Source organism: Pseudomonas sp. URIL14HWK12:I6, assembly GCF_000514195.1.
Classification (GTDB): Bacteria; Pseudomonadota; Gammaproteobacteria; order Pseudomonadales; family Pseudomonadaceae; genus Aquipseudomonas; species Aquipseudomonas putida_A.
Window position 1 is genome coordinate 37,921 of record NZ_AZVL01000012.1, and the last position, 12,883, is coordinate 50,803.

The following is a 12,883-nucleotide window of genomic DNA, read 5'->3' on the forward strand; positions in this document are numbered from 1 at the left end:
AACAATCAGGCGGGGCGGATAGCGGCATTCTGGCGCTGCCCGTGCCCCACTGGCAAGGCGCGCCACACGACAAAGCATAGACAACCGGGTGACCCTGCCCCGCCCCCCGGCAAATCGGGGTTATCGCCAAATCTTTTGTAAAAACTCACGGAACCCCAGGAACGTGCCTAAACTCCAAACTGCGCGGCTGGAACGAATACTGGCCCACTGGCACCGTCAGGTGTCAGAACCCTGTCCATTGGTATGCACACAAAGAGAACAAAGCTATGAAACGGATTCTTCTCGGTACTCTCTTCACCGCTGTTTCCATCAACGCCATGGCGCAAGCCCCGGGTGGCCCGGATTGCGGTTGGGGCAACATGCTGTTCGAAGGTCAGCGTGGCACCCCGGCACACTTCCTGGCATCCACCACTAACGGCACCTCCGGTAACGCTACGTTCGGTATGACTTCCGGCACCAACGGTTGCTCGACCAACGCGTCGCTGACCTACGGCGGTAAATCCTGGTTCGCCATGAATGGCATGATGAACGAGCTGTCCGAAGACATGGCCAAGGGCAACGGCGAAGCGCTGACGACCTACGCCGTGGTACTGGGCGTGGCGCCGGAAGACCGTGCGCACTTCGCTGCTGTCACTCACGAGCACTTCCAGCAGATCTTCAGCAAAGCTGACGTGACCGCAGAAGACGTGCATACCAACACCCTGGCCGTGCTGAAGTCGGACCCACGTCTGGCCAAGTACGCAACTCAGGCTTAAGCTCGACCCCACCCGCTTCTTTCGGGAAGCGGGTTTTGTTTTTTTGGACCTGCCCTCCTTGGGTCTTTTGTTTCTTTTCGACTTAAGTTGCCACCTATGCTCAAACGCCTTGCCTGGCTGGCGCTCTGTGTCTGCGCCCCGCTGTCCGCCGCGCCTCACATCGACCCTCAACGTTTGCAGCAACTGGCCAACGACCGCTTCTGGATTTCCCTCGGTCATTACGAAACCGCCAAGCTTGGCGGCTGGCGCAGCTATGTCAGCGACAGGAAATTCTTTCTTGCGCCCGATGGCAACGAACACCCCGACCATGAGCTGGCCGCCACCGTGCAGGCGCTGTACGCCCCGGCCAGTCTCGGCGAGCAGCATGCGCAATGCGTCTACCCGGCGCGTACGCGCTGGCTGAAAGCGCAGCTCAACCTCAGCGAACTGCCCGCCCCCGATTGCGCCGAATTCAAGAAGTGGTTCAAGGACGTCTCGCCGCACAGCGCGGTGATGATCTTCCCGGCGGCCTACCTCAACAGCCCGTCGTCGATGTTCGGCCACACCCTGCTGCGCATCGACCAGGCTGACGTGCAAAGCGACAAGACTTCGCTGCTGAGTTACGCGATCAATTTCGGCGCCTACATCGAAGGCTCGGACAACAGCATTCTCTACGCCTGGAAGGGCTTGATGGGTGGCTATCCCGGGCTGTTCGCACTGGTGCCGTACCAGGAAAAACTCTCCGAGTACCGCAGCCTGGAAAACCGCGATCTGTGGGAATACCGGCTGAACCTGACGCAAGCAGAAACCGCGCGCATGGTCGAGCATGTGTGGGAGCTGAAGCAGATCCAGTTCGACTATTTCTTCTTCGACGAAAACTGCTCCTATCGCCTACTCGAACTGCTGCAAGTGGCACGTCCGAGCCTGCGCCTTACCGAGCAATTCCCGCTGACCGCCATCCCTACCGATACGGTAAAAGCGGTGAAAGAAGCCGGGCTGGTGGAAAGCATCGAATATCGCCCGTCCCGCGAGCGTGAACTGCTCAGCCGCGCCGAGCCGTTGAATAAGGAAGAACAGCAATGGGTGCTGAAGGTCAGTGCCGATCAACAGGTGTTGCAGGAGCCGACTTTCAAGGCCCTGCCCCGGGATCGTCAGGCGCTGATCATCGATGCGGCATATCGTCTCGAGCGCTACCGCGCCAACGGCCAGGAGCGTGATGTGCAACGCGCTCAGCGCAGCTTCGATCTGCTGCGGGCGATCAACAAGAACCCGGCGCCGGAGCTGCAGATTCCACAACCGGGCCTGCCGGAAGACGGCCATGAATCACGCACCTGGCAGGCCGGCATCGGCACGCGGGGCGATCGTGCATTCGGCGAGTACGGCTTGCGCATGGCCTATCACGATCTCAACGACAACGCCGAAAGCTTCCCCCTCGGCGCGCAAATCGAAATCCTGCAGATGAAGCTGCGCCAGTATGAAGGCAACCAGTGGCAGTTCCAGCAACTGGACCTGGCGACCATCCGCTCGCTGACCCCGCGCAATGAACTGCTGCAGCCTCTGTCGTGGCAAGTCACCGGTGGCCTTGAGCGAGTGCCGGGCAAGCATGATGACGAGACGCTGGTCAGCCACGTCAACGGTGGTGGTGGCGGTACCTGGGCGTTAGGTGATGACGTATTGGGTTTTGCCCTCGGCACCGTGCGCGTTGAACACAACAATGACTTCGCCGAGCTCGTCTCCCCGGCCGGCGGTTTCAATACCGGCGTGTTGTGGAAAAACCCGTTGGGCAATCTCAGCCTGGAAGCCAAGGGCGATTACTTCTTCAATGGTGAAGTACGCCGTAGCTTAAGCCTGAATCAGCAATGGGAGCTGTCGCGCAACCTCGGTTTGCGCCTGACGGCACAGCGTGAGTTCAGCCACCTCGCCACCCCGGAAACCGAGGTCATGCTTGAAGTGAAGTGGTATCACTACTGATCTGAAGCCTAATCAATACCCCCTGTGGGAGCGGGCTTGCTCGCGAAGGCGTCGTGTCAGGCGATTCAAATCTCGACTGATCCACCGCTTTCGCGAGCAAGCCCGCTCCCACAGGGTTCTCCGGTATTCAACGAATTACTTACATGTCTTTCACCAACGCCCGACGAATCCGCTTCTAGACTTTCCCTATCAGCCGAGAATCGGCGCGGGAGAGTGCGATGTGGCGGTGTGCGGGATTGCTGGGTGTTTTGCTGCTGCTCGGGGGTTGCCAGACCACCCATGAAGACTTGATCGCCAAAGGTTATCCACCGGCCTTCGCCGACGGCTTTGATGATGGCTGCGTCAGTGGTCGGCAAGCCGCCGGTTCGATCAGTGGCGAGTTTCGCAAGAACGTGCCGCGCTATCTCAAGGACAAGCAATACGCCGAAGGCTGGACCGACGGCTTTCGCCAGTGCCAGGCGATGCTGGAGAACAAGGATCGCGAAGAGTATCGCAACGAGCACTGGGACGAACGCGAGCGCGCCTGGCAGCAGCAGAAAGATCAGGACGCCGGGCGGGCTTATCGCTCGCAATAGGTCGTTTCCAGACATCCAGTGAAACCAAATGCCGGCGACCATGGCCCAAACTCTTTGCAGAGGAGGACAGCATGAGCCGCGCTTTCGTCAACGAAGATAACGCCGCTGCGCAAGCCGATCAGCCCGTCGAACGGCAGGTCAGTGCGCAGCCCAATTACGTCACCCCCCAAGGATTGGTGCAGTTGCAGGCCAAAGTCGCCGAACTGCAAGCCCTGCACGCCGAGCAATCGGCCAAGGGCGAACAGGCCGACAAGCAGCGCCAGGCCGATCTCGAAAGAGATTTGCGCTACTTCAACCAACGCCTCGCCAGCGCACAGGTCGCGGCCCCGGCGATCTCGACCGATAAAGTGCAGATCGGCAGCTGGGTGACCTACGCCGACGAACACGACACCGAAAGTCGGGTGCAACTGGTCGGCGAAGATCAGGCCGACGCCAGCCAAGGCCTGATCAACTGGGCTTCGCCGCTGGGCCGGGCGCTGCTCGGCGCCCGGCTCAATGACGAAGTGCTGTGGCAGCGCCCCGCTGGCGATCAGGTGATTGAAGTGATTCGCATCGAACCGGCTTAAACCACACCCTGCGCGAGCATCGCATCGGCGACTTTGACGAAGCCGGCGATGTTCGCGCCTTTGACGTAGTTGATCCGTCCGTTCTCTTCGCCGTAATGCACGCAGGCGTGGTGGATCGACTGCATGATCGCGTGCAGCTTGCTGTCCACCTCACCCGCCGTCCACAGCAGGCGCATGGCGTTCTGCGACATCTCCAGCCCACTGACCGCGACCCCGCCGGCGTTCGACGCCTTGCCCGGGGCGAACAGAATGCCGGCCTCGATGAAGATATCCACAGCCTCAAGCGTGGTCGGCATGTTCGCGCCCTCGGCCACGCACACGCAGCCGTTGCGCAGCAGAGTGCGTGCGGCGTCGGCGTCGAGTTCGTTCTGCGTGGCGCAGGGCAGCGCGATATCGCACGGCAGCGACCAAGGCAACTGACCGGCACGGAATTCCAGACCGAACGCGGTGGCCAGTTCGCTGATGCGTCCGCGTTTGACGTTTTTCAGTTCCAGCAACGCCTGCCACTGTTCTTCGCTCAGGCCCGATTCGCAGTACAACGTGCCTTCGGAGTCGGACAGCGAAATCACCTTGCCGCCCAGGTCCATGACCTTGCGCGCCGCGTACTGCGCGACGTTGCCGGAACCAGAGATCGCCACGCGCTTGCCTTCGACGGTCTGCCCGCGGCGCTTGAGCATCTCCTCGGCGAAGTACACGCAACCGAAACCGGTGGCTTCCGGGCGAATCAGGCTGCCGCCGTAGGTCATGCCTTTACCGGTCAACACGCTGGTGAACTGGTTGCTCAGGCGTTTGTACTGGCCAAACAGGAAACCGATCTCCCGCGCCCCGACACCGATATCGCCGGCCGGCACGTCAACGTCCGCGCCGATGTGGCGGTACAGCTCGCTCATGAACGCCTGGCAGAAACGCATGACTTCGGCGTCGCTCTTGCCCTTCGGATCGAAGTCCGAACCGCCCTTGCCGCCGCCCATGGGCAATGAGGTCAGGGAGTTCTTGAAAGTCTGTTCGAAGGCGAGAAACTTCAGCACGCCCATGTTCACCGAAGGATGGAAGCGCAAGCCGCCCTTGTACGGGCCGATCGCGCTGTTCATCTGAATGCGGAACCCGCGATTGACCTGGACCTTGCCCTGATCGTCGACCCACGACACGCGAAACACCACCGCGCGCTCCGGCTCGCAGATGCGCTCCAGAATGCCTGAGGTCAGGTAACGCGGATTGGCTTCGAGAAACGGCCACAGACTGCGCAGGACCTCTTCGACGGCCTGGTGGAATTCGGGTTGATCCGGGTCGCGTTTTTTCAGGCGGGCGAGGAAGGATTCGACGGATTCGATCATGGGAAAAGTCTCGGCAAATTTATTGTCGTTGGAAGCGATTGAGCCGGACTGTAGCAAACGATTTGCGCACAGGAACAGCGCAAAATGTCGCAGTTATGAAATTAAATGGTGCACAGGATATAAATAAGAGGGCTTTTTGGACTGATATTGCACCTGAATGGTGAGAACCAATCTGAAAGTTGCACCAGCAATTACACCGCTTTCGCGAGCAGGCTCGCTCCCACAGGGGGACTGCATTTCAAATGTGGGAGCGAGCCTGCTCGCGAAGGGCGCGACTCGCTGGTCCTGAAAACCCAGGCAAAAAAAACGGAGCCCGAAGGCTCCGCTTTTTCATGCAACCAACCCGAATCAGGCCAGTTTCTTGTGGCGTACCCGATGTGGCTGGGCCGCCGCTTCGCCGAGGCGCTTTTTGCGGTCGGCTTCGTACTCGGTGTAGTTACCTTCGAAGAACACCGCTTGCGAGTCGTCTTCGTACGCCAGGATGTGGGTCGCGACGCGGTCCAGGAACCAGCGATCGTGAGAGATCACAATGGCGGCGCCCGGGAAGTCCAGCAGGGCTTCTTCCAGCGAACGCAGGGTTTCAACGTCGAGGTCGTTGGACGGTTCGTCGAGCAGCAGGACGTTGCCGCCCTCCTTCAGGGTCAGCGCCAGGTGCAGACGACCGCGCTCACCACCGGACAGGTCCTTGACGAACTTCTGCTGGTCGCCGCCCTTGAAGTTGAAGCGACCGACATAAGTGCGCGATGGGATCTCGTAGTTGCCGATGCGGATCTGATCGGAACCGTCGGAGATCTGCTGGAACACGGTCTTGCTGCCGTCGAGGTCTTCGCGGCTCTGGTCAACGCAGGCCAGTTGCACGGTTTCGCCGACTTCGATGGTGCCGGAATCCGGAGTTTCCTTGCCCATCAGCATGCGGAACAGGGTCGACTTACCGGCACCGTTACCACCGATCACGCCGACAATGGCGCCCTTCGGCATGGAGAACGACAGGTTGTCGATCAGCACGCGATCGCCGTAGCCCTTGGTGACGTTCTTGAATTCGATGACCTTGTCGCCCAGACGCGGACCGGCCGGGATGTAGATCTCGTTGGTTTCCGAACGCTTCTGGAATTCCTGCGACTGCATTTCTTCGAAGCGTTGCAGACGAGCCTTGGATTTCGACTGACGGGCTTTCGCGCCTTTGCGCACCCACTCCAGTTCTTCCTTCATGGCTTTTTCGTGAGCCGACTGCTGCTTGGATTCGGCCGCCAGACGATCGGACTTGGCTTCGAGCCAACCCGAGTAGTTGCCTTCGTAAGGAATGCCCGCGCCGCGGTCGAGTTCGAGAATCCAGCCAGCAACGTTATCCAGGAAGTAACGGTCGTGCGTGATCGCGACCACGGTGCCCGGGAAGTCGTGCAGGAAGTGCTCCAGCCACGCCACGGAGTCAGCGTCCAGGTGGTTGGTCGGTTCGTCGAGCAGCAGCATGTCCGGAGCGGACAGCAGCAGACGGCACAGGGCCACACGACGTTTTTCACCACCAGACAGGTGTTCGACCTTGGCGTCCCAGGCCGGCAGACGCAGGGCGTCAGCGGCGACTTCCAGTTGACGCTCCAGGTTGTGACCATCGCTGGCCTGCAGGATCGCTTCGAGCTTGGCCTGTTCGGCAGCCAGCTTGTCGAAGTCGGCATCCGGGTCAGCGTAAGCGGCGTAGACCTCGTCCAGACGCGCTTGCGCATCCTTGATCACGCTGACGGCTTCCTCGACCACTTCACGCACGGTCTTGGTCGGATCAAGTTGTGGCTCTTGCGGCAGATAACCGATGTTCAGATCCGGCATCGGACGGGCTTCGCCCTCGAACTCGGTGTCGACGCCGGCCATGATTTTCAGCAACGTGGATTTACCCGAACCGTTGAGGCCGAGTACGCCGATCTTGGCGCCGGGGAAGAACGACAGCGAAATGTTTTTCAGGATTTCCCGCTTCGGCGGAACAACTTTGCCCAGCCGATGCATGGTGAAGACGTATTGAGCCATGGAGAACCTTGGGTCAGTGACAGATGAATGATTGGAGCGCAGGCGATGCCCGGCCAGACCGATGCGCGTCGTTCACTTGATGGTCATCAATGCGTGCGCGCGGAAAAAAGTCTGATTCTAGGAGCTGGAACGCTCCCGCGTAACCGGCAAAGCTACCTTAATGACGGAAGGCAGTCCAGCCGAGTGGGGCTGGCACTTCGCCACAACTCAAGGCATGCTAGCCGCCCTTCGGGCGTCCGGCTTATAGTGCACGTCGCGCCAGTCCAGCCAAACCGCAGGATTTCAGCTTGTCCAACGTTACCCCGCCAGCTTCTGTGAGCGCGTCCAATCCGGGGACCGGCTCGCCCCTGCGCGGAACACTGAAGGGTGCATTGGCGACGCTGGTACTTTTGCTGCTGGCCCTGCTGTTCTGGCAACTGCTCGATCAATTGCGCGAGACCCAGAAAAACCAGCGTCAGTACACCATCGACTACACCGCCGACCTCGCCTCGCAGGTCAGCCTGAACATGTCGCTGAATGCGCAAATCGCCCTCAACCTGCTACCGATCGTCGAACAGCCGCAGTCGTCCGACGAACAGCAGGCGCTGCTGCGCAAGCTCCAGCAATCGCTCCCGGACCTGCGCAGTCTGGCCCTGCTCAGCCCGTCCGGGAAAATCCTCAACGACAGCGCCAGCGACAGCCACGACGCCGATTACCTCGCTGAACTGGTGCGCCGCAGCCGCGCTCAGGCGCATTACTTCAGCAACGCCGACGACGGTTCGGTGGTACACCTGTTATTGCATCAGGCCAGCGGCAGCACGCGCGGTTATTGGGCGTTGCGCCTGACCCCGACGTTTTTCGATTCGCTGACCCAGCAGGGCGAAACCGGCATCCGTCCGTTGTGGCTGGTGGAAAACCGTCTCAACCATCAGATCATCAGCCGCGACGAGGCACGGCCTTCGGCCAGGCCTGGCGTCTTGAGCCCGGACGACATGGCCAACACCGTGCTGACCGTGCCGTTGAGCAGCAGCGACTGGCAATTGCGCGGGCTGTTCGACCGCCAGCGCGTGCTCGAAGAACTGCTGCCGGCGTTTATAGGCAAATGCCTGTTGGGGCTGGCGTTCTCGATGCTGCCAGTGATCGCTCTGCTCAACATGCGCCGGCGCCAGCGCCAGTTACATGAAGGCCGCCGGCGCTATCAGGACATCTTCGAAGGCACCGGCGTCGCCCTGTGCGTACTCGACCTCTCGGGCCTCAAGCAGTTGTTCGACAAGGCGCAGATCCAAACCAGCGACCAGCTCAAGGCCTGGCTCGACCAACCGGTCCAGCGCCAGCAATTGCTGCAGGAACTGCGCGTCACCGAGGTCAATCAGGTGGCACTGCAACTGCTCAACGTCAATTCCTGCGAGCACGCCTGGCAGTTGCTGATCGACGGTCAGCCGCACAACCAGTGCGCCATCGGCCACCAGGTGCTCGACGCAGTTTTGCAGCAACAGAATCAACTGGAGCTGGAAATCAGACTGCCGGACATCAATGGCCGCGATCAGCACCTGTGGATGGTTCTGCGCCTGCCACAGGAACAGCACGACTACAAAGCGGTGATTCTGAGCATCAACGACATCACCAGCCGCAAGCTGATCGAACTGTCGCTGCTGGAGCGCGAAGGCTTCTGGTCGGACGTGGTGCGCACTGTGCCGGATCATCTGTACGTGCAGGACGTCATCAGCCAGCGGATGATTTTCAGCAACCACCACCTCGGCCAGACCCTCGGTTACAACCGCTCCGAGTTGCACCAGATGGGCGAGTATTTTTGGGAAATCCTCCTGCACCCGGAGGACGCCGACTATTACCACCGCTCGCGGCAGATGCAGCGGCACGCCGGGTACAGCCAGCTGTTGCAATGCCAATTGCGCTTCCGTCATCGCGACGGCAAGTGGCGGCGCTTCGATATTCGTGAGCAGGCGCTGGCTCGTGACAAACATGATCAGGTCACGCGGATCATCGGCGTGGCCAAAGACATCACCGAGCAGATCGAGGCCAGCGAATCGCTGCGCGACAGCGAGCAGCGCTACCGCATGCTCGCCGAAAGCATCAGCGATGTGATTTTCTCCACCGACAGCAAGCTGTCGTTGAACTACGTCAGCCCGTCGGTGCAGGCGGTGCTGGGTTATGACGCCGAGTGGATCTTCCAGAATGGCTGGCAATCGACGATCGCCAACCCGCAGCAGCTATCCGGCATCTACACCTTGATGGATCGGGTCAGCAAAGCGCTCGACAAGCCTGAGCAACTCGCGCAACTGCGAAGCCAGGTACAGACGCAGATGTTCCTGTTCGACTGCCTGCGCGCCGACGGCCGCAAGATCCCGATCGAGCTGCGGCTGGTGCTGGTGTGGGACGAACACGGCGCGTTCGAAGGCGTGCTCGGCGTCGGTCGCGACATCAGCCAGCAGCGCCGCGCCGAGAAAGACTTGCGCATGGCCGCCACCGTATTCGAGCACTCGACCTCGGCGATCCTGATCACCGACCCGGCCGGTTACATCGTGCAGGCCAACGAAGCCTTCAGCCGGGTCAGCGGTTACGCGGTGTCGGAGGTGCTCGATCAGTTGCCGAACATGCTCACCGTCGACGAGCAACAGGACGCGCACCTGCGCTACGTGCTCAAGCAATTGCATCAGCACAGCACCTGGGAAGGCGAAGTCTGGCTCAAGCGCCGTAACGGCGAGCATTACCCGGCGTGGGTCGGCATCACGGCGGTACTCGACGATGAAGGCGATCTGGCCAGTTACGTGTGCTTCTTCAGCGACATCAGCGAGCGCAAGGCCAGCGAACAACGCATCCATCGTCTCGCTTACTACGACGCCCTGACCCACCTGCCGAACCGCACGCTGTTCCAGGATCGTCTGCACACCGCGCTGCAATCGGCCGAACGGCAGAAGTCATGGGTGGTGCTGATGTTCCTCGACCTCGACCGCTTCAAACCGATCAACGACTCCCTCGGCCACGCGGCTGGCGACCGCATGTTGAAAGACATGGCCACGCGGTTGCTGGCCTGCGTCGACGATGACGACACCGTGGCGCGCATGGGCGGTGACGAGTTCACCTTGCTCCTGCAACACCGCTCCAGCCGCGAAATGGCGCTGAACCGAGCGATTCATGTGGCCGAGCAGATTCTCGCCAGCCTGGTGCGTCCATTTGTGCTGGAAGGTCGCGAGTTCTTCGTCACCGCCAGTATCGGCATCGCCCTGAGCCCGCAGGACGGCAACGAACTCAGCCAGTTGATGAAGAACGCCGACACCGCGATGTACCACGCCAAGGAGCGCGGCAAGAACAACTTCCAGTTCTATCAGGCCGACATGAACGCCAGTGCGCTGGAGCGTCTGGAGCTGGAAAGCGACCTGCGTCATGCGCTGGAGCAGAACGAATTCGTCCTGTACTACCAGCCGCAATTCAGTGGCGATGGCAAACGCCTGACCGGCGCCGAAGCGCTGCTGCGCTGGCGTCATCCGCGTCGCGGGCTGGTGCCGCCGGGGGATTTCATTCCGGTGCTGGAAGAGCTGGGTCTGGTAGTGGATGTCGGCGACTGGGTGATCAGCGAAGCCTGCCGCCAGCTCAAGACCTGGCACCAGAATCGGGTGCGCGTGCCGAAAGTCTCGGTGAACATTTCGGCGCGGCAGTTCTCCGATGGCCAGCTCGGTACGCGCATCGCCACGATCCTGCGCGAAACCGGGTTGCCGCCGGCGTGTCTGGAGCTGGAACTGACCGAAAGTATCCTGATGCGCGAAGTCAGCGAGGCGATGCAGATTCTGGCCGGGCTGAAAAACCTGGGCCTGAGCATCGCGGTCGACGACTTCGGCACCGGTTACTCGTCGCTGAACTACCTCAAGCAATTCCCGATCGACGTGCTGAAGATCGACCGCACCTTCGTCGACGGCCTGCCGTCCGGCGAGCAGGACGCGCAGATCGCCCGCGCAATCATCGCCATGGCCCACAGCCTCAATCTGGCGGTAATCGCCGAAGGCGTGGAAACCCATGAGCAACTGGACTTCCTGCGCGAGCACGGCTGCGATGAGGTTCAGGGCTATCTGTTCGGACGGCCAATGCCGGCGAGCCGGTTTGAAGCGCAGTTCAGTAACGACGCCCTCTTCATGTTCGACTGAACATCGGCGGCGCGCCCTTCGCGAGCAGGCTCGCTCCCACTGGGATTGATGTCGATCACAAAATCGCAGGCCTGCCTCGATTACTGTGGGAGCGAGCCTGCTCGCGAAGAGGCCTTCAAAGGCACCGCACATCTGGCATGAACGCCACTTGTCTGCGACATGATGTCGTTTCATATGCCATCCAAAACCCATTGGGTTAGAATGCCCCCCTTTTCTGCCCCCGATCCTTGAGGACCGCCATGTTCAGCCGTGATTTGACTATTGCCAAGTACGACGCCGATCTCTTTGCCGCCATGGAGCAAGAAGCTCAGCGCCAGGAAGAGCACATTGAGCTGATCGCTTCGGAAAACTACACCAGCCCTGCGGTGATGGAAGCTCAAGGCTCGGTACTGACCAACAAGTACGCCGAAGGCTACCCGGGCAAGCGCTACTACGGTGGTTGCGAGTACGTCGACGTTGTTGAACAACTGGCCATCGACCGCGCCAAAGAGCTGTTCGGCGCCGATTACGCCAACGTTCAGCCGCACGCCGGTTCCCAAGCCAACGCCGCTGTTTACCTGGCCCTGCTGCAAGGTGGCGACACCATCCTGGGCATGAGCCTGGCCCACGGTGGTCACCTGACCCACGGCGCCAGCGTTTCGTCCTCCGGCAAGCTGTACAACGCCGTGCAGTACGGCATCGACGCCAACGGCCTGATCGACTACGACGAAGTCGAGCGTCTGGCGGTTGAGCACAAGCCGAAAATGATCGTGGCCGGTTTCTCTGCCTACTCGCAGATCCTCGACTTCCCACGCTTCCGCGCCATCGCTGACAAAGTCGGTGCCTACCTGTTCGTCGACATGGCTCACGTAGCCGGTCTGGTCGCCGCTGGCGTCTACCCGAACCCGGTGCCATTCGCTGACGTGGTCACCACCACCACGCACAAGACCCTGCGCGGTCCTCGTGGCGGTCTGATCCTGGCGCGCGCCAACGCCGAGATCGAGAAGAAGCTGAACTCCGCGGTATTCCCGGGCGCCCAAGGTGGCCCGCTGGAGCACGTGATCGCCGCTAAAGCGATCTGCTTCAAGGAAGCGCTGCAGCCTGAGTTCAAGGCTTACCAGGAACAAGTGGTGAAGAACGCCCAAGCCATGGCCGAAGTGTTCATCGAGCGCGGTTTCGACGTAGTGTCCGGCGGTACCAAGAACCACCTGTTCCTGCTGTCGCTGATCAAGCAGGACATCTCCGGTAAAGACGCCGACGCCGCGCTGGGCAAAGCGTTCATTACTGTGAACAAGAACTCCGTGCCAAACGATCCTCGCTCGCCGTTCGTGACCTCCGGTCTGCGTTTCGGTACCCCGGCTGTGACCACTCGCGGCTTCAAAGAGGCTGAGTGCAAAGAGCTGGCCGGCTGGATCTGCGACATCCTGGCTGACCTGAACAACGAAGCGGTGATCGACGCCGTTCGTGAGAAAGTCAAAGCCATCTGCAAGAAACTGCCGGTGTACGGCGCGTAATCGCGACGTTAAATCTGCAGCATGAAAAACCGGCCAAGTGATTGGCCGGTTTTTTTGTGCC

8 protein-coding genes are annotated in these 12,883 nt (G+C 60.7%); 6 read left to right on the forward strand and 2 right to left on the reverse strand.

Going from position 1 to position 12,883, the window contains the following annotated elements:
• Positions 1-266: 266 nt before the first annotated feature.
• The 4 genes from H043_RS0116865 to H043_RS0116880 all read left to right on the forward strand — a co-directional run bounded on the left by H043_RS0116865 (position 267) and on the right by H043_RS0116880 (position 3,846).
• Entirely contained in the window at positions 267-755 is a 489-nt protein-coding gene (locus tag H043_RS0116865) for a DUF3015 domain-containing protein (protein WP_007909797.1), read from the forward strand.
• Between the two features lie 96 nt (positions 756-851).
• On the forward strand, positions 852-2,705 hold the full coding sequence (locus H043_RS0116870; RefSeq protein ID WP_027612830.1) for a DUF4105 domain-containing protein: 1,854 nt from the start codon (positions 852-854) through the stop codon (positions 2,703-2,705).
• Positions 2,706-2,923: 218 nt separating this feature from the next.
• Complete coding sequence (locus H043_RS0116875) at positions 2,924-3,280, forward strand: hypothetical protein (protein WP_007963787.1); 357 nt, start codon at positions 2,924-2,926, stop codon at positions 3,278-3,280.
• A 71-nt stretch (positions 3,281-3,351) separates the two neighbouring features.
• Positions 3,352-3,846: a GreA/GreB family elongation factor gene (locus tag H043_RS0116880; protein ID WP_027612831.1), complete on the forward strand. Its 495-nt coding sequence runs from the start codon at positions 3,352-3,354 to the stop codon at positions 3,844-3,846.
• On the opposite strand, the gene gdhA is transcribed toward H043_RS0116880, so the two are convergent.
• On the reverse strand, positions 3,843-5,180 hold the full coding sequence (gene gdhA / locus H043_RS0116885; protein WP_027612832.1) for an NADP-specific glutamate dehydrogenase: 1,338 nt from the start codon (positions 5,178-5,180) through the stop codon (positions 3,843-3,845). The genes H043_RS0116880 and gdhA overlap by 4 nt on opposite strands.
• Before the next feature lie 348 nt (positions 5,181-5,528).
• Positions 5,529-7,193, reverse strand: a complete 1,665-nt coding sequence (gene ettA / locus H043_RS0116890; protein WP_003228391.1) for an energy-dependent translational throttle protein EttA — start codon at positions 7,191-7,193, stop codon at positions 5,529-5,531.
• A gap of 287 nt (positions 7,194-7,480) precedes the next feature.
• Between ettA and morA the strand changes: the two genes are divergently transcribed.
• Together morA and glyA are read left to right on the forward strand one after the other, a co-directional pair.
• Positions 7,481-11,329: a cyclic di-GMP receptor MorA gene (gene morA / locus H043_RS0116895; RefSeq protein ID WP_027612833.1), complete on the forward strand. Its 3,849-nt coding sequence runs from the start codon at positions 7,481-7,483 to the stop codon at positions 11,327-11,329.
• Positions 11,330-11,568: 239 nt separating this feature from the next.
• Positions 11,569-12,822 carry a serine hydroxymethyltransferase gene (gene glyA / locus H043_RS0116900; RefSeq protein WP_003228394.1) on the forward strand — a complete coding sequence of 418 codons (1,254 nt, stop codon included), beginning with the start codon at positions 11,569-11,571 and terminating at the stop codon, positions 12,820-12,822.
• Positions 12,823-12,883 lie beyond the last annotated feature (61 nt).